At 65.8% G+C, this 21,935-nt stretch carries 21 protein-coding genes; 4 read left to right on the forward strand and 17 right to left on the reverse strand.

Annotation, left to right across the window (positions count from 1 at the left end; genetic code table 11):
* Positions 1 to 481: 481 nt before the first annotated feature.
* The 13 genes from AD89_RS0107655 to AD89_RS0107710 all read right to left on the reverse strand — a co-directional run bounded on the left by AD89_RS0107655 (position 482) and on the right by AD89_RS0107710 (position 12,993).
* Positions 482 to 811, reverse strand: a complete 330-nt coding sequence (locus AD89_RS0107655) for a histone-like nucleoid-structuring protein Lsr2 (RefSeq protein ID WP_025778016.1) — start codon at positions 809 to 811, stop codon at positions 482 to 484.
* Positions 777 to 1,028, reverse strand: a complete 252-nt coding sequence (locus AD89_RS20125) for a hypothetical protein (protein ID WP_101555682.1) — start codon at positions 1,026 to 1,028, stop codon at positions 777 to 779. The genes AD89_RS0107655 and AD89_RS20125 overlap by 35 nt, the downstream gene beginning before the upstream one ends.
* 1 nt (position 1,029) lies before the next feature.
* Complete coding sequence (gene lysS / locus AD89_RS0107660) at positions 1,030 to 2,589, reverse strand: lysine--tRNA ligase (protein ID WP_025778017.1); 1,560 nt, start codon at positions 2,587 to 2,589, stop codon at positions 1,030 to 1,032.
* Positions 2,590 to 2,633: 44 nt separating this feature from the next.
* Complete coding sequence (locus AD89_RS0107665) at positions 2,634 to 3,524, reverse strand: Rossmann-like and DUF2520 domain-containing protein (RefSeq protein WP_025778018.1); 891 nt, start codon at positions 3,522 to 3,524, stop codon at positions 2,634 to 2,636.
* On the reverse strand, positions 3,521 to 5,371 hold the full coding sequence (locus AD89_RS0107670; protein ID WP_025778019.1) for a PH domain-containing protein: 1,851 nt from the start codon (positions 5,369 to 5,371) through the stop codon (positions 3,521 to 3,523). Before AD89_RS0107670 ends, AD89_RS0107665 begins: the two co-directional genes overlap by 4 nt.
* Positions 5,372 to 5,373: 2 nt before the next feature.
* Entirely contained in the window at positions 5,374 to 5,877 is a 504-nt protein-coding gene (locus AD89_RS0107675; RefSeq protein ID WP_025778020.1) for a PH domain-containing protein, read from the reverse strand.
* Positions 5,874 to 6,335 (reverse strand): DUF3180 domain-containing protein, encoded by a 462-nt coding sequence (locus AD89_RS0107680; protein ID WP_025778021.1) that lies wholly within the window; start codon positions 6,333 to 6,335, stop codon positions 5,874 to 5,876. Before AD89_RS0107680 ends, AD89_RS0107675 begins: the two co-directional genes overlap by 4 nt.
* Before the next feature lie 28 nt (positions 6,336 to 6,363).
* A complete protein-coding gene (gene folK / locus AD89_RS0107685; protein WP_025778022.1) occupies positions 6,364 to 7,260 on the reverse strand; it encodes a 2-amino-4-hydroxy-6-hydroxymethyldihydropteridine diphosphokinase in 897 nt (298 codons plus the stop codon).
* Positions 7,257 to 8,135: a dihydropteroate synthase gene (gene folP, locus AD89_RS0107690; protein WP_155807385.1), complete on the reverse strand. Its 879-nt coding sequence runs from the start codon at positions 8,133 to 8,135 to the stop codon at positions 7,257 to 7,259. The genes folK and folP overlap by 4 nt, the downstream gene beginning before the upstream one ends.
* Before the next feature lie 24 nt (positions 8,136 to 8,159).
* Positions 8,160 to 8,783: a GTP cyclohydrolase I FolE gene (folE, locus tag AD89_RS0107695; protein WP_025778024.1), complete on the reverse strand. Its 624-nt coding sequence runs from the start codon at positions 8,781 to 8,783 to the stop codon at positions 8,160 to 8,162.
* A complete protein-coding gene (gene ftsH, locus AD89_RS0107700; protein WP_051505146.1) occupies positions 8,783 to 10,945 on the reverse strand; it encodes an ATP-dependent zinc metalloprotease FtsH in 2,163 nt (720 codons plus the stop codon). Before ftsH ends, folE begins: the two co-directional genes overlap by 1 nt.
* Positions 10,946 to 11,122: 177 nt before the next feature.
* Positions 11,123 to 11,674 carry a hypoxanthine phosphoribosyltransferase gene (gene hpt, locus AD89_RS0107705; protein WP_025778026.1) on the reverse strand — a complete coding sequence of 184 codons (552 nt, stop codon included), beginning with the start codon at positions 11,672 to 11,674 and terminating at the stop codon, positions 11,123 to 11,125.
* Between the two features lie 47 nt (positions 11,675 to 11,721).
* Positions 11,722 to 12,993 (reverse strand): MFS transporter, encoded by a 1,272-nt coding sequence (locus AD89_RS0107710; RefSeq protein ID WP_025778027.1) that lies wholly within the window; start codon positions 12,991 to 12,993, stop codon positions 11,722 to 11,724.
* A 116-nt stretch (positions 12,994 to 13,109) separates the two neighbouring features.
* Here AD89_RS0107710 and AD89_RS0107715 point away from each other — a divergent pair, with 116 nt between their 5' ends.
* Positions 13,110 to 14,384: an amidohydrolase family protein gene (locus AD89_RS0107715; protein ID WP_155807386.1), complete on the forward strand. Its 1,275-nt coding sequence runs from the start codon at positions 13,110 to 13,112 to the stop codon at positions 14,382 to 14,384.
* A 3-nt stretch (positions 14,385 to 14,387) separates the two neighbouring features.
* Here the strand turns inward: AD89_RS0107715 and tilS are convergent, their stop codons facing one another.
* Genes tilS through dacB form a run of 3 tightly spaced genes read right to left on the reverse strand, consistent with a single transcriptional unit; the run spans position 14,388 to position 17,786 of the window.
* Positions 14,388 to 15,410 carry a tRNA lysidine(34) synthetase TilS gene (tilS, locus tag AD89_RS0107720; protein ID WP_025778029.1) on the reverse strand — a complete coding sequence of 341 codons (1,023 nt, stop codon included), beginning with the start codon at positions 15,408 to 15,410 and terminating at the stop codon, positions 14,388 to 14,390.
* Positions 15,397 to 16,413 carry a zinc-dependent metalloprotease gene (locus tag AD89_RS0107725; RefSeq protein ID WP_025778030.1) on the reverse strand — a complete coding sequence of 339 codons (1,017 nt, stop codon included), beginning with the start codon at positions 16,411 to 16,413 and terminating at the stop codon, positions 15,397 to 15,399. Before AD89_RS0107725 ends, tilS begins: the two co-directional genes overlap by 14 nt.
* On the reverse strand, positions 16,410 to 17,786 hold the full coding sequence (gene dacB, locus AD89_RS0107730) for a D-alanyl-D-alanine carboxypeptidase/D-alanyl-D-alanine endopeptidase (RefSeq protein WP_081770377.1): 1,377 nt from the start codon (positions 17,784 to 17,786) through the stop codon (positions 16,410 to 16,412). The genes AD89_RS0107725 and dacB overlap by 4 nt, the downstream gene beginning before the upstream one ends.
* 10 nt (positions 17,787 to 17,796) lie before the next feature.
* Between dacB and AD89_RS19885 the strand changes: the two genes are divergently transcribed.
* From AD89_RS19885 to AD89_RS0107740, 3 genes are all read left to right on the forward strand, one after another.
* A complete protein-coding gene (locus tag AD89_RS19885) occupies positions 17,797 to 17,946 on the forward strand; it encodes a hypothetical protein (protein ID WP_155807387.1) in 150 nt (49 codons plus the stop codon).
* Between the two features lie 53 nt (positions 17,947 to 17,999).
* A complete protein-coding gene (locus tag AD89_RS0107735) occupies positions 18,000 to 18,488 on the forward strand; it encodes an inorganic diphosphatase (RefSeq protein WP_025778032.1) in 489 nt (162 codons plus the stop codon).
* A 171-nt stretch (positions 18,489 to 18,659) separates the two neighbouring features.
* The gene (locus tag AD89_RS0107740) at positions 18,660 to 19,301 is read left to right on the forward strand and encodes a VOC family protein (RefSeq protein ID WP_025778033.1); all 642 of its coding nucleotides are present in this window, start codon (positions 18,660 to 18,662) and stop codon (positions 19,299 to 19,301) included.
* 89 nt (positions 19,302 to 19,390) lie between these two features.
* On the opposite strand, the gene AD89_RS18300 is transcribed toward AD89_RS0107740, so the two are convergent.
* Positions 19,391 to 21,931: a PhoX family protein gene (locus AD89_RS18300; RefSeq protein ID WP_051505147.1), complete on the reverse strand. Its 2,541-nt coding sequence runs from the start codon at positions 21,929 to 21,931 to the stop codon at positions 19,391 to 19,393.
* Positions 21,932 to 21,935: the final 4 nt, after the last annotated feature.

Here is a 21,935-nt window from a genome sequence, read left to right on the forward strand (position 1 = left end):
CCACCACGACCGCGGATCTATTGCAGGTTTCGCCATGAGCCGAATGGGTTTGGCTGTCGGCGAAATTCCCTGGTCGCCGAGGCTTCGCCACCGTCGAACTGGGGCCGTACGCATTGCAGACCGCTGCGGGCGGGAGAGCCGGAGCAGATCAAAGTGGCACGAACACAACTGATCCCGACGACCTCAACCAACAGCATTATCGTCTCGATGCGCTGACGACATTCGCGAACCCCGGCTCAGGGCACCTTGATTCACCGCTCAGTTCAACGAATCATTTGCCCGGACCATTCATCGACATGACCGTCAACTGCTTTGTACCTGGCAATTGTCTGTGACGTTTCATCACTGCCGTTCTGCCGCATCGCCGGACCACTGAATTCGATAATGTCGAGGCCGAGCACAAAAAGACCCGAGGGGCCAGCGATTCAATTCGCTGGCCCCTCGGGACTAATCGGAGGTTATCGGCTTTCGGATGAACCTCTTACTTCTCCGCTGCTTCATATGCTTCGACGATCTCCAGCGGAATCCGTCCGCGATCACCGAGCTGGTATCCGTTGCTCTGAGCCCATTCGCGGATCTTCGCAGTGTCCCGCTTGGGTCCCGACGAACCCGCACGGCGGCCACGGCCACCGGTGTTGGCTACACGACGTGCTTTGGCGATGAATGGGGCGAACGTCTCACGGAGCTTTTCGGCATTCTCGGTTGAGAGCTCGAGTTCGTACGTCGCCTGGTCGAGGCTGAAGCGAACGGTTTCCGCCGCTTCGCTTCCGTCGAAATCATCCGTGAGAACGAGGCGCATTTCCCTTGCCATGTTCACTCTTTTCGTAATCAGAGGATTTTGTCGCTGTCATCTTAACATCCGTTTCGGGATTATCCTCGATTCCGCTAACTTCAATCTCTGAATAGTACTTATCAACCTGTGCGCGTTCATTGCGATCTGCGCGGACGATATTCCGGAATACATACCAGAACAGCAATCCCACACAGATCGACGGGAGCAGCGCTTTGAGGATATCCAACATATTCACATCAGCCCTCCTGAGCCGAGTCCTCCTGCGAAGAAGCCAATGGCTTGGTGAATGGGAACAGAATTGTTTCGCGGATTCCCAAACCTGTCAGTGCCATGAGCAGACGGTCGAGCCCCATTCCCATTCCGCCGGTCGGCGGCATTCCGTGCTCCATGGCCATGAGGAAGTCTTCGTCGAGACCCATCGCCTCGTCGTCGCCGCGAGCAGCGTCCGCAGCCTGAGCTTCGAAGCGCTGCCGCTGGATGATCGGGTCGACGAGCTCGGAATAGCCGGTCGCCAGCTCGAATCCGCGCACGTACAGGTCCCACTTCTCCACGACGCCCTTCTTCGTCCGGTGCTCACGCACCAGCGGTGAGGTATCGACCGGGAAGTCGGTGACGAAGGTCGGAGCCCACAGCTTGTCCTGATAGAAGTGCTCCCACAGCTCTTCGACGTACTTGCCGTGTGAACGGAAGACGCCGCTCAAGTCGACGTTGTTGTCGGCGGCGATCTTGTCGAGGACGTCCAAACCGGTCTCCGGGGTCACCTCGACGCCGGATTCCTCGGACAGGGAGTCGTACATGCTCACGACCGGCCAGTCTCCGCCGAAGTCGTATTCGGTGCCGTCGTCGAGAGTGACAATGAGAGATCCGGTGGCTTCCTGGGCCGCGTTCTGGATCAGGGTCTTCGTCAGATCGGCGATCGAGTGGTAGTCGCCGAAGGACTGGTAGGCCTCGAGCATCGCGAATTCCGGGGAATGCGTGGAGTCAGCGCCCTCATTGCGGAAGTTCCGGTTGATCTCGAAGACGTTCTCGATTCCGCCGACGACCGCCCGCTTGAGGAACAGCTCCGGGGCGATGCGCAGATACATGTCGATGTCGTAGGCGTTCATATGCGTCTTGAATGGGCGCGCCGAGGCACCGCCGTGCATGGTCTGCAGCATCGGGGTCTCGATCTCGACGAAGTCCTGGTCCGCGAAGGTCTTCCGCAGCGATGACATCACTTTGGCTCGGGTGAGCATCGTCTCCCGGGCCTGCTCGCGGGTGATGAGGTCGAGGTAGCGCTGGCGGACGCGAGTGTCCTCGGCGAGTTCGGTGTGCAGGCCGGGCAGCGGGCGGATGGCCTTCGATGCCATGGTCCACGAGTCCGCGAGGACGGAGAGCTCACCGCGCTTGGACTTGATGACCTTCCCGTGCAGGAACAGGAAATCGCCGAGGTCGACGTCGGTCTTGAAGTCATCCAGGCGCTCCTGACCGACTTCGCGCAGCGAGAGCATGCCCTGCAGTCGGGTGCCGTCGCCGGCCTGCAGGGTGACGAAGCAGAGTTTTCCTGTGGTGCGGACGAAGACGACGCGGCCGATGACGCCGACGACGTCGTCGGTCTCCTCACCGGCTTCGAGTCCGTCGTGGGCGGCGTGGACCTCGGCGAGGCTGTGCGTGCGGGGCACCGTGACCGGGTAGGCGTCGGTTCCGTCATCGAGGAGACGCTGGCGCTTGTCCTTTCGGATCCGGATCTGTTCCGGGTCGAGGTGTTCGGGTGAAAGGTCTGCGTTCTCAGGTGTCTTCGAGTCGGTGTTCGCCATGCTTCAAGGCTACCGTGGACGGGCCGTACGGGGGAATTCGGCGGTCAGTCCAGAGCAGTCAGGATCTGCTGTGCCTGGGCTTCTGTGATCCGTCCCATCGCCAGGGCTTTCGCGGCTGTCGATCGCGCGAGCGCGATGTAGCTGTTGCGCACGGACGGGTTCGACCGGCTGAGGCTGAATTCGCTCAGTGCGGCCAGGTGCGCTTCGATGGTTCCGACGTCGCCGCGGCTGATCGGTCCGGTCAGTGCCTTGGGCCCATTCTGCATGGTGTTGGCGACGCTGGCGTCGACGAGGGCGTGGAGGACGGCCGAGGGATCGGCGACTCCGGCCTCTGAGAGCAGTTCCATGGCTTCGGCGAGGATCGTGATCGAATGGTTCGAGGCGTGGGTGATGGCCGCGTGGTAGAGGGGGCGGTCCGCTTCGGCGATGTCGATCGGTTCGGCGCCGAGTTCGACGACGAGGGCCTCCCCCACCGGACGGATCGGTGCCGGCGCGGTGACCGCGATCGTCGCCTGCCGCAGCCGACTCAGGTCGACTTCGGTTCCGGTGAACGTCAGGGACGGATGCAGGGCGATGGGCAGGGCGCCGAGGCGGGTCCCGGCGTCGAGGACGTCCGTTCCGTACCGGCCGGAGCAGTGCACGAGGATCTGCCCGGCGTGGATGCGTCCGAGGTCGGCCAGACCCGTGACCAACGGCGCGATCTCGTCATCGGGAACGGCGACGAGGACGAGTTCGGCGCGTTCGGTGATCTCATCCGGGTCGAGGACGGGCACTGCCGGCAGCATCTCCTCGGCGCGTTCGAGGCTCGCCGCCGAGGTGGCGCTGACGCCGATGATGGCGTGCCCCGCCTGCCTCCAGGCGGCTCCGATGCTGGCCCCGACGCGGCCGCAGCCGATGATTCCGATGCCCAGCCGCGGTGCGTCGTCCTGGCTCATCCTTCGTCCTCCTCGAGGATCTGTGTCCGGTCGGTGTGGGGGCTCTTCGCCGCCGCGTCGTAGGTCTGGCGGGCGATCCGAGTGCGTTCGGCATGCTCGGTGAAGAAGCGTTTGGCGGCGTCGGCATCCTGATGCTTCACGAGTGGGGTGATGGGACCGGCGGTCGAATGCACGGCCACAGTGCCCAGCTTCAGCGCTCGCATCAGCGGGCCCTGATAGTAGCGCAGGGACTGGACCCTGACATGGGGCACGAAGTCGACACGTCGGTCGAGGATGCCCAGGCGCAGCACGAGCAGGGAATCGGTGAGCGCATAGGCGCGTCGCTTCCAGACGAGGGGGTCGATGACCCGTGAGGAGCGCGGCTGCGCGTGGAACAGCCCCTCGGCCGCCGCTGCGTCGGGATGTGTGGACTTCCGGTCGTACATGGCTGACCGGACGAGGCCGTCGGCGGAGATGCCTGCGGGCAGCTGCGGGTCGGGCAGGGCGAGACCCACCATGAGCAGTGCCTGGTCGATATCGCCGACGGGCAGGAGCAGATTCTCGTCGTTCTTGCCTCCGTCGCTGGCGATGTTGTACTCGGCCCTCCACCAGCCGGCCCAGCGCCACAGCAGCGGCTGATGCAGGCAGACGGCCTGCAGTCGGTCGAGGGGGATGACCTTGCGGGAGGTGGAGAAGAGTCCATGCCTGACGGCCAGCCCGTCTTCGCTGATGCGGACGACGAAATTGGCATTGTCGAGGTTCTTCTTGAATGCGGTGAATGCGGCGAAGATGCCGGGCAGTCCACCGATGAGGATCGGGAGGAAGGCCTCCTCGATCCCGACGACGAGGAAGACGACGGCAATGGCGATGAGGACGACGATCACGCCGACGGAGATCAGCGTTCCGGTGTTGAGCAGGGAGGACACGATGACACGGTGAGCGGGCACACGGATGATCTCGCCCTCCTCACCGACATCGGCCGAGAGGTGGTACGGAGCCAGCAGATCGTTGAGGCTGCCTTCCGCTTCGTGGGAGACGTCGTCGGCCAGGACGCCCAGCCGTTTGCTCAGCCGGACTCCGAGGCTGTCGGCGCTGCGTTCGGGCACGGAGAGATCGATACCCGGCTGTTCTCTGCTGGAGTCGAGGCCCGGGCCGCCGTGGCCACCGGCCGTGACCCGTGGCTGACCTGCCGCATCCGCACCGGCTTCAGCCTCTCCGGCTGCTCCTGTTTCGGGCTCGGGCCCACCGTGCTCGGCTGTGGCTCCGGTCGGTGCCGTGGCGACCGCAGCGGATGCGCTCTTCTTTGCTTTCACCGCGGCGAGAAGCTCATCGCGAAGCTCTTCGGCACGCTTCTTCGACAGGTATTTCAGGGAGATGTTCGAGTCGGTGCCGCCGGCGACGTCGAAGACGAGTTCGCCCATTCCGAGCATGCGCGGCAGCAGCTTCTGCTGCAGGTCGATCGACTGGACGCGGTCCAGGCGGGCCTTGCGCAGCTTCTTCGACAGCAGTCCGCGCCGATAGTAGATCGCTTCGGCGTCGACCCGGTACCCCATGACTCGCCAGGCCAGCCAGCTGAAGAAGGCTGTGAGGAGAAGGAGCAGGATGATTCCGCCGACGACGGCGAGGATCACCAGCGGGTGGGCGCCCAGCCATTCGGCGAAGGTGAGGTTGACGGAGCGGCCGGAGGCCAGGTCTTCGACGGCACTCTGGAAGAAGTTCTGCAGACCGTAGGCTGCGGCGATGAAGATACCGACGAGGACACCGAGGCTCTCGAGGATCGGCGTCAGCGGATGGACGCGGTGCCAGACCTCCGGTGCGGCCGCCTCGGTGCCGGGGTTCGGAGAGTTGGGCGAGGATTCGTCACGCATGGTCACAGTCCGGCGAGATTGGCCTGGCCGAGTCCGGCGAGGCTGTCGCGCAGGCGATCGGCTTCGGCGCGAGGCAGTCCGGGGATCGTCGCGTCGGTGGCGGCCGACGCGGTGTGGAGCTTGACGGTCGCCAGGCCGAACATGCGGTCGATGGGGCCGGCGTCGACGTCGACGAACTGAAGTCGGCCGTAGGGCACGACGGTGGCGCGGTGGAACATGATGCCGCGGCGGACGAGCAGGTCGTCTTCACGTTCGGCATAGCCGATGGCGCGGGCCTGCCGAAGGATGATGATCGTCGAGAGGATGCCGTAGACGGCGACGGCGATCCAGGCCAGGTGCAGCCACGGCACCTCGGAGGTGAAGATGATCGCGACGACGAGGGCGGCGATGAGCAGCGGAACGAGGAGAATCATTGAGGCGAGGACCTCTTTCCGCCCGTACTTCGAGCTCACCCGGTTGAAGGGCACATCGGCTCCGACGGAGAAGAAGAAGGGGTCGCGGTTCATGCTGTTTCGGCTCCCGGCGGGTCTTGGGGTGGGATCTCGCAGAATCCCTCGACGATCATGCCGACGATCATGAGCACGGCGGCAGAGATCATTGCGACAAGCATACCTGCGGCCAGATCGTTGCGGATCCCCGGGGCCGACAGGAAATAGTACCCGGCGTTGCCGAGGTACCAGCCGGAGAGTCCGGCCCCGGTCAGAGCGCTGGCCTTGGCCATGATCGCCACTCTCGCCGCTTGGATCGGGTCGATCTCCTTCGTCCGGTCCCCGTCGTTCCACTTCTTGATGGGCCAGCCGAGCAGGAACAGGATGACGGAGAGGACGAGCATGCCGATGACGGCGAACCACGGCAGGCCCGGCAGTGAGAACCCTTGGCTTTCGAGCACCACGTCGACCACGATCGAGAGCACCGTGCCGATGACGGCCCACACGGCGAGGGTGGACGAGGAGGTTCTCTGCATGCTTCCCAGTCTCTCAGATCGCGGGCGGTTATCCAGAGGTGATCCGGGAGATGTCCTGGTCGTCGAGTTCGGCCAGAACCGCGCTGAGGGGGCGCCGCCCCCGAGGGGTGTCGATGAGTGTGTCTCCGACGAGCTCGGCCCAGGGGGCGAGCACGAAGGCGCGTTCATGGGCGCGTGGGTGCGGCAGCGTCAGCCGCGGAGTCCGGCGGTGCTGCTCGGCGTCCTCGCCGCCGACGCGGATGAGGTCGATGTCGAGGGTGCGCGGTCCCCACCTGAGTTCGCGCGTGCGCCCGCAGGCGACTTCGATTCCCTGTGCCACCGAGAGCAGCTCGAGTGCCGGCAGCGTCGTGGTCACGAGCACTCCGAGGTTGAGGAAGTCGTCCTGGTCGACTCCGCCCCAGGGCGCGGTGCGGAAGAGTGAGGAACGGCCGGTGACGGTGATGTCGGGATGCCGGTCGAGGGCGGCCACCGCCTGGTCGAGGGTGTCCGCGGCATCGCCGAGGTTCGCCCCGAGGCTGAGATACGCTTCGGTCTCCCCCGCGTCTGCGCCGGCAGCACGGTGGCGCTCGACGCGGATGCGCACATCGTCGAAGGTCCGCTGGATCGGGGCGGAGGGTTTGTGGACGACGACTTCGACGTGCTCGCACAGGCTCAGGCAGTGGTCGGCGATGCGGTCGGCCAGCGTCTCGATGAGGTCGAAGGTGTTGTTCTCGACGATTCCGGCGACGTCTTCGGCGAGTTCGCCGTAGTGGATCGTCTCGGCGAGGTCGTCGGTGGCCGCGGCACGTGCGACGGAGGTGTGCAGGGTGACGTCGATGACGAAATCCTGGCCTTCGCGTTTCTCGAAGTCGAACACGCCGTGGTTGCCGCGCACCGTCAGCCCGCGCAGTTCGATGCGGTCGGGGGTCGCCTCGGCGCCGGTCATCGCCCGTTGTCCTCCGTGTCGAGGTTCGCGGCAGGGTTCGCTGCTGCGGAGTGTTCCCGGACCGCGGCGATGACCTTGCACGCGACCGCCGAGGTGGCCGGATCGTGGACGCGGACCGCCCAGGCGCCGGCCTGTGCGGAGATCGCGGAGATCGTGGCCGTGGCCTGATCCTTCGCCGCCTGTTCGGCCTGCTTCGGGTCATCGGGGCTGAGCAGGGAGGCGATGAAGCGCTTCCGACTGGCGGCGACGAGGAGCCGATGGTCGAGGGCGGCGAATTCGTCGAGCGCGGCCAGCAGCTGCCAATTGTGTTCGGCGTTCTTCGAGAATCCGAGGCCGGGGTCGACGATGATGTTCGCAGGTTTCACGCCGACGGCGATGGCTTCGTCGATGCGGGTGCGCAGTTCGGCGATCACCTCGGCGACGACATCGTCGTAGTGGAAGGTCGCCGAGGCCTGATCGAGGTAGCCGCGCCAGTGCATGAGCACGATGGGGGCTCCGGATTCGGCGGCGACGCTGAGCATGGTCGGATCCGACTGTCCGGCGGAGACGTCGTTGATGATATGAGCCCCGGCTGCCAGGGATTCTGCGGCGACACGGGCACGCATCGTATCAACGCTGATGACTGCTCCGGCAGAGGCGAGCTCACGCACGACCGGCACGACTCGGCGCAGCTCTTCGGCTTCGTCGACGCGGGCCGATCCCGGACGCGTCGATTCGCCTCCGACGTCGATGATGTCGGCACCGGCGGCCATGAGTTCGAGGCCGTGGCCGACGGCCATGTCGTGGTCGAACCACAGTCCGCCGTCGGAGAAGGAGTCGGGGGTGACATTGAGGACGCCCATGATCTGCGTCGTCTTCGCTGCTGAGAGATCCATCGCTGGGTGATCCGTGTTCTGGCCTCAGCGGCCGAGGATGAGACTCATCGCTTCTGCCCGGGAGGCGCTTTCGCGCAGCTGCCCGCGCACGGCCGAGGTGATCGTCGAAGCTCCGGGCTTGCGGACTCCGCGCATGGTCATGCACAGGTGTTCGGCCTCGACGACGACGATGACGCCCTGCGGTTCCAGGTGGTCGACGAGCGCATCGGCGATCTGCGAGGTCAGGCGTTCCTGCACCTGGGGGCGACGAGCATAGATCTCGACGAGGCGGGCCAGCTTCGACAGCCCCGTGACTTTGCCGTTCTTGCTCGGGATGTAGCCGATGTGGGCGACTCCGTGGAAGGGCACGAGGTGGTGTTCGCAGGTGGAGTACAGGTCGATGTCGCGGACGAGGACGAGCTCCTCGTGGCTGATGTCGAAGGTGACGCCGAGGACTTCGGCCGGGTCGCGGTGGAGCCCGGCGAAGATCTCCTCATAGGCGCGAGCCACTCGGCCGGGAGTCTCGAGCAGACCTTCCCGGTCGGGGTCCTCGCCGACGGCGATGAGGATCTCACGCACGGCAGCGGCGATGCGCTCCTGGTCGACCTTGTTCTCCTGCCCCGAGGGGGCAGGGCCGAGGCCGGCGGAGACCTCTTCGATATCGGCCATCAGTCGTTGTTCCCTCTGTCCTCGTCCGTCTCATTCTTCGCCGGTCCCCCGGTTCCGGGACCGCCTGCGCCGGATCCTCCGGTCGGGCCGGTGGGGCCGTTCGGGTTCTCGGGTCCCGGCGGGTTGTGCGGGACATGGGGTCCGCTGACACCGGTGGGTCCGGCTCCGGGGATGTCGGTGGTGTCGACCTCGGCGCCGGTCGAGCCGTCACCGTCGCTGCGTTCGCTCAGCGGTGCGGGCGGTGCGATGGGACCGCGTTCGGACACGGGTCGATCGTCGTGGGCCAGCCACACGTCGCGGGTGGCGCGCTTGACGACGGGGGCGAAGATCTCTTCCAGGGCGGCCTGGTCCAGCGTTTCGCGTTCGAGCAGCTGGTAGGCGAGGTTGTCGAGCACATCGCGGTTGTGCGTCAGCGCCCAGTAGGCGTCGGCGTGTGCGGAGTCGATAAGACCGCGGACCTCGCGATCGATCGAGGACAGGGTCGAATCCCCGTATTCGTCGCCGCCGCCGTAGCCGCGTCCGGCGAAGGGTTCGGATTGGTCGTCGCCGATCTTGACCATGCCCAGCTTGTCGCTCATGCCGTACTGGGTGACCATCTTGCGGGCGATATTCGTCGCCTTCTCAATGTCGTTGCTGGCGCCGGTGGTCGGATCGTGGAAGACGATCTCCTCGGCCACGCGCCCGCCCATGGCATAGGCGAGCTGGTCGAGCAGCTCGTTGCGAGTCGTCGAGTACTTGTCTTCGCTCGGCAGCACCATCGTGTAGCCCAGTGCGCGTCCGCGCGGGAGGATCGTGACCTTGGTGACGGGGTCGGTCTGATTCATGGCCGCGGCGACGAGGGCGTGTCCGCCCTCGTGGTAGGCGGTGACGAGGCGTTCCTTGTCGTTCATCAGTCGGGTCCGCTTCTGCGGGCCGGCGATGACGCGGTCGATGGCCTCATCGAGGATCCGGTTGTCGATGACCTTCGCGTTCTCTCGTGCGGTGAGCAGGGCCGCCTCGTTGAGGACATTGGCCAGGTCCGCGCCGGAGAATCCGGGGGTCCGCTTCGCGACCTGGCCGAGGTCGACCTCGTCGGCCAGCGGCTTGTCGGCGGCATGGACCTCGAGGATGTGCTTGCGGCCCTTCATATCCGGGGCCTCGACGGGGATCTGCCGGTCGAAGCGGCCGGGACGCAGCAGCGCCGGGTCGAGGACGTCGGGGCGGTTGGTCGCGGCGATGAGAATGACGTTGGTCTTGACGTCGAATCCGTCCATCTCGACGAGCAGCTGGTTTAGAGTCTGTTCGCGCTCATCATGCCCGCCGCCCATTCCGGCGCCGCGCTGGCGGCCGACGGCGTCGATCTCGTCGATGAAGATGATGCACGGGGCGTTCGACTTCGCCTGTTCGAAGAGGTCACGGACTCGGGAGGCACCGACGCCGACGTACATCTCGACGAAGTCGGAACCGGAGATCGAGTAGAACGGGACTCCGGCCTCACCGGCGACGGCCTTGGCCAGCAGGGTCTTGCCCGTTCCGGGCTGACCGTAGAGGAGCACGCCCTTGGGGATCTTCGCTCCCACGGCCTTGAACTTCTCCGGTTCGGCGAGGAACTCCTTGATCTCCTCGAGCTCCTCGAGGGCTTCGTCGACTCCGGCGACGTCGGTGAAGGTGACGTCCGGGTTCTCCTTGTTGACCAGCTTCGCCTTCGACTTGCCGAAGTTCATCATCTTCCCGCCCGACATCTGCGAGATGAGGAACCAGAAGACGACGAAGATGATGACGAACGGGATGAGCGTGCCCAGCAGCGACATCAGCCAGCTCTGCTTGGGAACCTCGTCGGTGAAGCCCTTGTCCGGTGCGGCGGAGTCGACGGCCTTGACGACCTGCTCGCCGCGCTGTTCGACGTAGAAGAACTGGACTTTCTTGCCGAAGTCCTTGTCGTCGACTGTGTAGTCGTCCTTGAGAGTGAGGTCGACGCGCTGGTCCTTGTCGACGATCTTGGCCTGTTCGACCTTGTCGTCTCCCAGCAGCTGCAGACCCTGTTCGGTGTCGATCTGGCTGAACCCGGACTGGCTGAACAGCAGAGCACCGATCGATACGACGAGCAGTGCCAGGACGATCCAGACCAATGGGCCCTTCGTCGCCTTGTTCAGCAGGGGGCGACGTTTGTTCGACTCGGCCATAAGTCCTCTCAGGAAAAAGATGTGGGCAACCGTTTCAGGCTACCGAGGCTGCCTGGGAACATCCCCCACAGCCTAGTACTTCGCACCCCTATAGCCCGAATGCGTGCCGAATCTATTCCGTCACAGACCCCGGAGGCGGCCCGGGTTCGCCGCGGGCGTAAAAGCGGTGCAGTCGGTTCAGCTGTAGACGTGCTGAGCCAGGGTCGCGACGAACGGCACATTGCGGTACTTCTCCGCGTAGTCGAGGCCGTAGCCGATGACGAATTCGTTGGGCACGTCGAAGCCGACGTACTTGACGTCGATGTCGACCTTGACGGCTTCGGGTTTGCGCAGCATGGTGCAGATCTCGACGGTGGCAGCTCCGCGGGTGCGCAGGTTCTGGACCAGCCAGGACAGGGTGAGGCCGGAGTCGATGATGTCTTCGACGATGAGGACGTGGCGATCGGTGAGGTCGGTGTCGAGGTCCTTGAGGATCCGCACGACGCCGGAGGACTTGGTGCCCGATCCGTAGGAGGACACGGCCATCCAGTCCATCGTCACCGGAGAGTGCAGGGCACGGGCGAGGTCGGCCATGACCATCACGGCGCCTTTGAGCACGCCGACGAGGAGGATGTCCTTGTCTTTGTAGTCTTCATCGATGGCTGCGGCCAGTTCAACGAGTCGTGCGGCTATCTGCTCTTCCGAGACGAGTACTTTTTCGATGTCATTGCCGAGATCGTTGATGTCCACGAGTGTCGATTCTCCTCAGATGCGGGTCCTGGAGATTCAATTATGGGTCACTTTGCCTCACCGGTGCCAGTGGACCCGGATGTCGGACCCAGTTCGTCGTCGACGACCCCCGGACCGGCCGACAGCCAGCCGGTGATCGCCATCAGCGCGGAGATGATGACCATGAACCACAGCGGCACCTGCCAGCCGCCGCTGATCCCGAGCAGTCCGCCCACGGCCAGTGGGCACAGCGCGGCGAGCACATAGCCCGACGACTGGACGAAAGCCGAAGTCGAGGCCGTGACCGAGACCTCGCGGGTGCGTGAGGTGATGAGCGCCAGTGCGGCGGGGAACGCGAATCCGCCGTAGCCGAGCAGAGCCGCCCACAGCCAGGGCACGGTGGCCGGGCTGAGCAGCAGTCCGGTATAGCCGCCAACGGCACTGGCGCCGAAGGAGACGAGGAAGGCCCGTGGGGCGATGTTTCGGACGATGATCTGCGGGGCGAGGAATCCGCCGGGCAGACCGCCGAAGGTGACGATCGTGAGCATGATCCCGGCGAGGAAGGGGTCGAGTCCGGCGTCGCGGTAGATCTGCGGCAGCCACCCGAACTGGAGGTAGGCGTTGGCCGATTGGAGGCCGAAGAACATCGCCATGTACCGCGCCTTGGGTGAGGTGAAGACAGCTCGCCGGGGCGGCGCCTCCGCCTGCTGCCCACCGGGCTCCGCGGCCTGTCCGGTCAGGACGGGTACGGACTTCAGTATCCGCAGCACCGTCCAGGTGATGAGCGCGGACAAGGGCAGGATCATCCAGAAGCCGAGGCCGACGCGCCACCCGCCGAACTGTGCGGCCAGGGGCGCGGTCAGCAGCGAGGGCAGCATCGATCCGAGGCCGAGCGAGACGGTGAACGTCGTCGCGCCAAGGGTGGGCCGGTACGGGAAGCGGGACTTGACGTAGACGGGCAGGATGACGTTGCCGATCGACATTCCGGCCAGGGCGAGGACCGTGAGCAGAGCGAAGGCCACCCATTCGGTGACGATGGCGCGCAGACCGATGCCTGCCACGATGAGGGCGGCGCTCAGGGCCAGTGCGGAGAACAGACCGAGGCGCTTGAGCAGGGGCACGGCGATGATGCCGCAGACGGCGAACACGAGTCCCGGCAGAGCGGTGAGCAGACCGGTCTGCCATTCGGCAAGGGAGAATCCGTCGCTGACTTCGGAGAGCACGGGGCCCAGCGAGGAGGCTGCCGGCCGCAGTGAGGCGGCGATGAGGACGAGGCAGGCCAGGGCCAGACCGTCGAGGCCGCGGGAGCGTCGGAAGCCCTGCTGGGGCGAAGTCGTCATGGCGTCATCCTTTCAGACAGCTGTTGTCGCCGAGCACGCGGGCCGCGGCCCCACGGAGGCGCGCTGCCGGGCACGATCTCCGATGGTATACCGCCTGGCGGTCGTAGGCTGGGCACATGATCGTTGTGAAGAATGTGCGCCTCTTCCCGCGCACCCCCGATGCTCCCGCCTTCGATGTCGAGATCACCGAGGGACGAATCTCTCGCCTCTCCCCCGCTGAGGATGCCGCCACCGAGTCCGCGTCACCGACGACCGGGCCGACGCCGACCGGGGCCGAGGTCATCGACGGTGCCGGGCGGATCCTGCTGCCGAGCCTCGGCGACGTCCATGCCCACCTGGATTCGAATCGGATGGGCCAGACGTTCCGTCCGCACACCGCCGACGGCACTCTGCACGGGTACATCATGAACGATCGGGAGAACTGGCGAGGCGGCGAGCGCAGCGTCGCCGATCAGGCCGCTTTTGCGATCGCGAGAATCGTCGCCTCCGGCGGCACGCGCATCCGTTCGCACGCACAGGTCGACGCCGACTGCGGTCTCGAGCGCTTCCACGGGGTCAAGGCCGCACTCGAGGCGCATGCCGATGTCCTCGACTTCCAGATCGTCGCGTTCCCGCAGGCGGGTATCGTGCGGGAACAGGGCGTCGAAGAGCTCCTCGATGCGGCGCTGGCCGACGGCGCGGACCTCGTCGGCGGACTCGATCCGCTGCTCTACGACCGGGATCCGGTCTCCCATCTCGATGTCGTCTTCGGCCTGGCGGACAAGCACGGCAAGGGCATCGACATCCACCTCCACGAGGCGGGCACCGCGGGGCTGTTCTCGCTCGAGGAGATCGCCGCGCGGACCCGAGCCGCGGGCATGGCCGGGCAGGTCACGGTCTCGCATGCGTTCGCACTGAATACGAACCCGGAACCCGAGGTCGCCCGGATCCTCGATGTCCTCGCCGAGGCGGGAGTGGCCCTGACCACGGTTGCCCCGGCCAAGGGTGCGCTGCCGCAGGCGCTCATCCGCGCCCGCCGCGTGGCCCTGGGACTCGGTGAGGACGGTCAGCGGGACTATTGGAGCCCCTATGGTGACGGCGACCTGCTGCGCCGGACCTGGCAGCTGGCGTTCACGAACGGGTTCCGCCGTGATGCCGACATCGAAGGCTGTCTCGATATCGCCTCCCGCGGAGGAGCTCAGGTCATGGCCGGTGATCGCCCCGACGGTTCGGCGCTGGTCGACGATTCCCGGTTCGGTCTGGCCGTGGGTGCTCCCGCCGACTTCGTGCTCATCGACGCCGACACGGTCACCTCGGCGATCATGGACTGCCCACGGGACAGGGATGTGTTCAAGGCAGGTCGGCTCATCGCCTCCGGCGGCGAATTGGCAGGCGGGCCGCGGCTGAGCTGAGCCTCAGCGGGCCCTCGCGGCCGGCTGGAACACGGCCTGCCCGCCTCCGACGACGACTTCCATGTCCCCGGGCAGGGACAGTCGACCGCGCCTGCGGTCGCGGATGAGGGCGCAGAGTTCGGCGACTCGGACCGCTCCGAGGTTCTGTCCGGGCACGCCGAGTGAGATCACCCAGTCGCGCACGACTCGGCTGAGCACGGCGTCGTCGAGTGCGGTGAAGACCTCCACCGGCACCGAGGCGGCTGCGCGGACCTGCTGCCCTGCCGCCTCGGCGTGGGCATCGATGAAATCGGCATCGGCGCGGCAGAGGTCGGCGGTGCGGGCGAGGTTCGCGGTGATCGGCTGGCCGAGTTCGGCTTCGAGTCCGGCCAGCAGCTGCCGGGCCCGGACTCGGGTGAACGCGGTGTCGGCGTTCATCGGATCGTTCCAGAACTCGATGCCCTGGGCCCGGCAGGACGCTTCGGTCTGGTCTCGGTCGAGGCCGAGCAGGGGCCGCATGAGGCGACCGGCCAGCGGGCTCATCCCGGCCAGGGACCGGGTGCCCGATCCGCGCATGAGGCCGAGCAGAACGGTCTCGGCCTGGTCGCTGCGGGTGTGGGCGGTGAGGATCCAGTCGGCTCCGGCTGCCGCCCGAGCGGTTTCGAGGGCGGCATAGCGGGCGGTGCGCGCCGCGGCTTCGAGGCCTTCGTCTCCGGCGTCGATGCTCACCCTCATCACCTCGGCAGGCACGCCCCAGGATTCGGCGGTGGCGGCGACCCGGTCGGCTACCTCGGCGGTGACGGTCTGCAGTCCGTGGTCGACGGTCAGCGCACGGGCACGGATCTCACCGCGCCGGTGGAGGAACGCGGCCGCGTGCAGCAGCGCCATCGAATCCGCTCCCCCGGACACCGCGACGATGAGGCCCGGTGCGGACGCTCCTGCGTCCGCGAGTGCGGCACGCACGGCAGCGCGGATGGCGGCACTCGCCGGGTCGAGGGTCGGCCGCCTCGGCGAGGCTGCGTCGCGCGGCCCCTCAGCCGTGGACACGGTCGAGCCAGAGCTGCGGATCGTGGATCTCCGCCGTGCGGGGAAGGTTCGCGGGTTCGGCATAGATGCGGGAGAAGCCCTTCTGTCCGACCTCGCGGCGGACGGCCCGGACGAACTTCGCCCCGTCCCGATATTGGGCGAGTTTGAGGTCCATTCCGAGCAGATTGGTGAGGAAGCCGCCCTGACTCGCGTCACGCCGAGCCTCGAACTTCCGGCGCAGCCGGCGCACGCTCGGGATGACTCCCGCGCCCACTTCGTCCATGACGACATCGGCGTGGCCTTCGAGCAGGGACAGGATCGCGGTGGCCTCGTCGAGTGCGCCGCGCATTTTCTCGTCGCGGATGAGGTCGATGATGCTGGCCTCGCCCTTGACGATGCGGCCAAGGGTGGCGAAGAGGTCGACGATCCCGCCGACTCCCGGCATCGTCAGTCGGGTCGACACCGCCCCGGAGAGCAGGGTGCGCATATGGTCGCGCAGCCAGGGCGCCGTCGCGAACTGCACTTGGTGGGTGGCCTCGTGGAGGGCCACCCACATGCGGAAGTCACGCGGATCGACGTCCATGGCCTTCTCGGCGATGAGCACGGCGGGGGCGACGAACATCAGCCGTCCCGTCTCCACAGCGAAGGGGTCGAACTGGCCGAGCACGCGGGTCGACAGGAGCGAGAGCACCCCGGCGACCTCGACGGCACCGGCCATCGCGGTGGCGGAGCTGACCGGGGCGGGCAGGGCCGCCTCGTCGAGCATTCCGTTGACGGACTGCGCATTGGCTTTGACCCAGCTGACCTGATCGAGGACGAGCACGGAACCGGCGGAGAGCCGCCCGCGCACCGCGTCGGCGTGCTCCGGCGGCAGCAGAAACGAATCGAGGACGAGGTCCTGAGCCGTCAGCGCATTGTCCTTCATCCCCTCGACGAGTGTCTCGAGCACACCCGGTTCGGGGACCTTCGCCGCGGAGACGAGCTCACGGGCGGTGCGGGCGGCGAATCCCTCGTCGATGATCATCGGCAGCCGCAGTTCGCGAGGGCTGTGACGATATCGTCCACGGTCTTTCTGGCTTCCAAGATCTTATCCTTATCCACGTCGTCGATCTGGATGGAGAATACGAGGTAACGTCCCTCCGCGTCGAGCACTCCCCCGGCCAGAGAAGTCACGGTCGACAGCGTTCCGGTCTTCGCATGCACCACCCCGGAGGCATTCTTCTCGTCGAGGAAGCGGTCATGCAGGGTGCCGGTGAGTCCGCCGACGGGAAAGTAGCTGACGAGCCCAGCCAGAGAGTCATCGGCGACGACCGAGGCCTGCAGGACGGTCGTGAGATCGTGTGGGGCGATCCGGTTGTCATAGGACAGCCCCGAGGTGTCGACGAGGTGGGTGCGCCCGAGATCGACGGAGTCGCCGAGAGCCTCCAGGACCGCCTTCGGACCGTTCTCGAGGCTGCCGTCCCTGCCTTGGGCGATGGCGACCTCATTGCCGAGCACTTCGGCGACGACGTTGTCGCTGTGCACGAGCGCGTATTCGACGATCTCGGAGATCGTCGCCGACTCCACCCGGGCGAGTTCCTTCGGATTCTCGGTCGGCGTCTCGGATTCGGACTCGTCGGCCGCCTCGGTGACGGTGATCCCGGTCTTCTTCAGCTCTGTTTCGAAGATCGAGAACGCGTCCTTGGCGGGGTGCTCGCTGCGGCCGCGCCATTCCGCGTTCGTCGATCCGATGTAGGCGGTGTCGACCATGATCGGCTGGATCGGGGTGATCACGCCCTTGGCGATATCGGACCGGGACCACCCGGAGTCGAAGTCCTCGCCGACATAGCGGCTCGTATCCAGGTTCAGGGCCACCTCGGTGATGTTCTGGTCTTTGAGTGCGGCCGCGGTGTCCTCGGCCAGGGTCCGCAGTCCCCCGTGCCCATTGACCGAACCGGGATCGGAATCTCCGGCCGACAGGAGCACATCGCCTCCGGCGGTCAGCGTCAGGGTGTGCGTGTCCGCATCGAAGTCCGTCGTCGTCGCCAGGCGCGTCTGCCCGCCGATCGCGGACAGGGCGGCGGCCGCGGTGAGCACCTTCGTCACGGAGGCGGGAGTGCGCGGCTTCGTCTCGTCCTTCGCGTAGAGGACGTCGTCGCTGATCCCGTCGCGGACCTCGAGGCCGAAGCCTGTGACCTTCGACTCCTTGAGGACGGCGTCGATCGTCTTCGGGATCCGTGTGGGCACAGGAGCCGAATCGTCGACCGCCGAGGCAGGAGCGGGCACCTGCTGAGCCCGGGCCTGCGGGGTGGGCACGGTCTGGACCTCGACCTGGGGGTCGGTGGTGAGCACACCGGGCAGACCGGGCACGAGGTCATAGGCGTCGACGGCGACATAGGCGCCGAGGGCGAGGACCATGATCCCGGCTGTGATCGCACCGCCCCTCTTCCGCCGCGATCTTCTGCGTTCGCGGCGGGGGGAGCCGGAGTCCGACGGATTCGGCGGCGCATCGGTGTCGTTCAAACGCAGGCTCTCATTCCTCGACGACCGTGGGGTGGTCGCCGTCGGTGGGCGGTGACGGGGACTTGTACCATCTATTCTAGTGATGCACCCCTAACGTGAAGGAGCACTATGGAACTGCTGGCCACAATCGAGATCCCTCAGGGGTCCCGCAACAAGTACGAAGTCGATCATGAGACCGGTCGGGTCAAGCTCGATCGCTACCTCTACACATCGATGCAGTACCCTGCCGACTACGGCTATATCGAGGACACTCTCGGCAACGACGGCGACCCTCTCGATGTACTCGTGCTGCTGCCGGAGCCGCTGTTCCCCGGTGTGCTCGTCGACATCCGCCCGATCGGCATGTTCCAGATGGAAGACGAGGCCGGCGGCGACGACAAGGTTCTCGCTGTTCCCGCCGGAGATCCCCGGTGGGACTCCTACACCGACGTCTCGGATGTGGACCAGTTCATGCTCGACTCGATCGAGCACTTCTTCAGCCGGTACAAGGACCTCGAGCCCGGCAAGTTCGTCAAGGGGTCGAGCTGGGCCGGTCGCGAAGCCGCCGAGGCCGAGATCAACGCCTCCATCGAACGGTTCAAGGCCGAGGGCCACTGAGTCCCTCCCCTCTCACTGTGCTGAGAACTCAGCGCTGATCTGCGACCGCCCGGATGATGACATCCGGGCGGTTTCGCTTTGGCGACGGCCGGGACCCCAGCGTGACGATCATCACGATTTCTTAGGTAAGCCTAAGGGGCAGTGTGAGCCAGGTTATGCGATTGTCGTGTCATGAAACTCGATCATGTGTCATACGCCAGTGAACCTGACGGCTATCGTGCGACCGCCGAGCGGATCGCGGACAAGCTCGGAGTGGCTCCCTACGACGGCGGTGTGCATCCTCGATTCGGCACCAGAAACCTCATCTTCCCCCTAGCGAACGGTCATTACCTCGAAGTCGTGGAAGCCTTGGAGCATCCGGCCGCTCTCTCGACGCCCTTCGGTCAGGCCGTCCGGGCTCGTTCCGAGCTCGGCGGCGGCTGGATGGGCTGGTGCGTCTCGGTCGACGATCTCACCGCAGTCGAAACCCGCCTCGAGCGCAAGGCTGTCGATGGAAACCGCACGCCGGAGTCCGGTTTGGAACTTCGGTGGCTGCAGATCGGCGTCAAGGGGCTCATCGCCGATCCCCAGCTGCCGTTCTTCATCAAGTGGTCCGCCGACTCCTCGCAGCACCCGTCGACGTACAAGACGAATGTGGGCGTCGACATCGACACCCTGCAGATCGCCGGGGACCGCGATCGTCTGCGCGATTGGCTGGGTACTCAGGATGCCAAGCCGATCTCGGAGATCAACATCGACTGGTCCGCTCCCCATGGCACGCCGGGCATCATGTCGGTGAGCTTCAACACGGAGAACGGCCCCGTCACCATCTGAGGCCCTCAGCGTCCGCGCACACAGCGGAGTCGAAGAAGGCCAGAGGCAGTGTCGCCTCTGGCCTTCTTCAGCTTATGGTCGTGGAGTCATCAGTCGCCCTGAGTCTCCATCGGCGATCCCTGCTCGCTTTCCGTCCCATCTGCTTTCTTCCGACGCAGATGAGCGGCCGTCGCCATCGCACCGCCGGCGGCGAGGAGACCTGCTCCGCCGCCGAGCAGCGGCAGAGTGCTGTCAGTGCCGGTCCACGGCAGTTCACCGCCGTCCGACCCGGAGCCTCCTGAGCCGGACCCACCTGAACCCGAGCCGCCGTTCGAAGAACCGCCGCCCGAGCCGGAGCCGCCTGAACCGCCCGAACCGGAGCCGCCGTCGCTTCCGGCGCTCGCGGCCGCACCAGCTGCTGCGGCATCCTTCGCGCCGTCCTGCGACCCGGCAGTCGATCCGGAGCTGTCGGCATCCGTTCCGGTCCTGTCGCCCTTGGCATCGGTGTCCTCACCCGTTCCGGCACCATCTGAGCTGCCGTTCTCATCCGAGTCCTTGGCCCCTTCATCTGTGCCGTCGGCGTCGGAGTCCTGGTCCTTCGGCGGTTCAGTCGGATCCGGTGCCGATCCGCCGTCACCCTTGATGACCTGCACGACCGTGGGCCGCGGCATCGCGGCCACTCCCTTATCGACATCGGTCGCGTCGACATAATCGGGGAACTGCGAGTGCTGATCGGCATAGGAGCCGTCCTCACCTGGGTGCTGGACCGCAACGAAAGCTGACTCATACTCATCGTGGACGAGTGGTCCGCAGACCTCGGCTTCGCGAGGCACGGACAGGAACTGTTCGACCCGACCGCGCTGGTCACCGTCGATCGTGACCTTGAACAGACCGTCGCAGTAGCCGATGCCGTCGGGAGCACCGTCGGTGGAGATCCACAGGTTTCCGGCAGTATCGAAAGCGACATTGTCCGGGCAGGAGATCGGTGAGACCTGATCGGCGGGGAAGCCGGAGAAGTAGGTGGCGTCGCCCTGCTTCGGGTCTCCGCAGACCAACAGCAGCGTCCAGTCGAATTCGGTGCCCGTATGATCGCCGGAGCGCTCGGTGATCTCGACGATGTGCCCGTCGCGGTTCTCCGTGCGCGGATTGGCCTCATCTGCGGCGGCCTTCCCGTCGGTGCCGCGGTCGGAGTTGTTCGTGCAGGCGACGTAGATGCGGCCGTTGACCGGGTTCGGTTCGACGTCTTCGCAGCGGTCCATCTTCGTCGGCCCGACCTTGTCGGCGGCCAGACGGGTGTTGACGAGGACCTCTTCCACGGAGAATCCCGACACCTGCGACTTGCCGTCCTTGACCAGCGGAAGCCACTGTCCGCTGCCGTCGAACTCGCCGTCGGCGGGCACCTCACCGCTGCCGTCGATCTCGGACTTCGGTGAGTTGCCGGTGAACTTCGCGACGTAGAGGTCGCCGTCGGTCAGCAGCGTCTTGTTGTGTTCGCGGTCGCCCTCGACGTAGGTGTCCTTCGAGACGAACTTGTAGAGGTAGTCGAACTTCTCATCGTCTCCCAGATAGGCCACGGCGTGGCCCGAATCGGAGATCGTGATGTTCGCCCCTTCGTGTTTGAAGCGGCCCATGTTCGTGTGCTTATGAGGGGTGGAATTCGGGTCCCAGGGGTCGACTTCGACGATCCAGCCGAACCGATTCGCTTCGTTCGCGTAGCCCGGTTTGTTCGTATCGAATCGGTCGACATCGGCTTCCCACCCGTTGGCCGAGTCTTCGCTGTCGAGACCGTAGCGCTTATCGGCCGCCGAGGTGCCCTGCGCCTTGAAGTACGAGTTGAAGTTCTCCTCACCGGACACCAGAGTGCCCCAGGGCGTGAGCCCGCCCGAGCAGTTGCCGAGAGTGCCCTGCGCCTTGTCACCGTTCGGGTAGTCCTTCGTCCGCAGCAGATCGGAACCGGCGGCGGAACCGGTGAACTCGTACTCGGTGTCGATGAGGAACCGGCGGTTCTTCTTTCCGTTGACATCGATCGTCCACGTCGACTTCTCGTCCGTGCGGATGAGTTCGGCAACGGTCAGTCCGTGGGCTTCACGGCTGATCGCCCGCTGATCGGCTCCGTCCATGTCCTCGGGGTACATGATGGCGTCGTTCGTGTATTCCTGGTTGGCGAAGAGTACGGCCCGGTTGGAGTCGTCGGGGTCGATCTGGATGGACAGGAAGTCGTTGTTGTAGCCGAACTGGCGGCGCTGCGCCTCTGGGCTCTGATTCTCCGGGTCGAATTTCGGGGAGTCGGGGAACAAGGGGTCTCCCCAGCGGACGATCGGATGCCAGGAGTAGCCTTCGGGGACGACGAATTCGTCGACCTCGTGCTGGACCGGGTCGATGGCGGTGAAGGCCAGACTGCCTGCGGTGGCTGCGGCGGCAGAGCGTGCGGTCGGGCTGGGTGCAGTGGTCACTGCGATGGCCAAGGCACCTGCAGCCGAGGCACCGAGAACCGCGCGACGGCTGAGCTTCGCATTGACGATATCGCGGAAATACCCATTTGCCGATGTGTTGCAGGTGGCCTTGAGGCAGGCGTTGTCGCACTTCAGTGCGCACGTGACGGGGCTGCGCTTGCCACGCACATGGTCGGCCATCGGCAGAAAGGTTCGCATCGAT

Source organism: Brevibacterium sp. VCM10 (genome assembly GCF_000583215.1).
GTDB lineage: Bacteria > Actinomycetota > Actinomycetes > Actinomycetales > Brevibacteriaceae > Brevibacterium > Brevibacterium linens.

Bases quoted from the DNA above. Each gene is read 5' to 3' on its own strand.
- AD89_RS0107655 (WP_025778016.1), bottom strand. From the start codon at position 811: ATGGCAAGGGAAATGCGCCTCGTTCTCACGGATGATTTCGACGGAAGC.
- lysS (WP_025778017.1), bottom strand. From the start codon at position 2,589: ATGGCGAACACCGACTCGAAGACACCTGAGAACGCAGACCTTTCACCC.
- AD89_RS0107665 (WP_025778018.1), bottom strand. From the start codon at position 3,524: ATGAGCCAGGACGACGCACCGCGGCTGGGCATCGGAATCATCGGCTGC.
- AD89_RS0107670 (WP_025778019.1), bottom strand. From the start codon at position 5,371: ATGCGTGACGAATCCTCGCCCAACTCTCCGAACCCCGGCACCGAGGCG.
- AD89_RS0107675 (WP_025778020.1), bottom strand. From the start codon at position 5,877: ATGAACCGCGACCCCTTCTTCTTCTCCGTCGGAGCCGATGTGCCCTTC.
- AD89_RS0107680 (WP_025778021.1), bottom strand. From the start codon at position 6,335: ATGCAGAGAACCTCCTCGTCCACCCTCGCCGTGTGGGCCGTCATCGGC.
- folK (WP_025778022.1), bottom strand. From the start codon at position 7,260: ATGACCGGCGCCGAGGCGACCCCCGACCGCATCGAACTGCGCGGGCTG.
- folP (WP_155807385.1), bottom strand. From the start codon at position 8,135: ATGGATCTCTCAGCAGCGAAGACGACGCAGATCATGGGCGTCCTCAAT.
- folE (WP_025778024.1), bottom strand. From the start codon at position 8,783: ATGGCCGATATCGAAGAGGTCTCCGCCGGCCTCGGCCCTGCCCCCTCG.
- ftsH (WP_051505146.1), bottom strand. From the start codon at position 10,945: ATGGCCGAGTCGAACAAACGTCGCCCCCTGCTGAACAAGGCGACGAAG.
- AD89_RS0107710 (WP_025778027.1), bottom strand. From the start codon at position 12,993: ATGACGACTTCGCCCCAGCAGGGCTTCCGACGCTCCCGCGGCCTCGAC.
- AD89_RS0107715 (WP_155807386.1), top strand. From the start codon at position 13,110: ATGATCGTTGTGAAGAATGTGCGCCTCTTCCCGCGCACCCCCGATGCT.
- AD89_RS0107725 (WP_025778030.1), bottom strand. From the start codon at position 16,413: ATGATCATCGACGAGGGATTCGCCGCCCGCACCGCCCGTGAGCTCGTC.
- dacB (WP_081770377.1), bottom strand. From the start codon at position 17,786: ATGGTCCTCGCCCTCGGCGCCTATGTCGCCGTCGACGCCTATGACCTC.
- AD89_RS0107735 (WP_025778032.1), top strand. From the start codon at position 18,000: ATGGAACTGCTGGCCACAATCGAGATCCCTCAGGGGTCCCGCAACAAG.
- AD89_RS0107740 (WP_025778033.1), top strand. From the start codon at position 18,660: ATGAAACTCGATCATGTGTCATACGCCAGTGAACCTGACGGCTATCGT.
- AD89_RS18300 (WP_051505147.1), bottom strand. From the start codon at position 21,931: ATGCGAACCTTTCTGCCGATGGCCGACCATGTGCGTGGCAAGCGCAGC.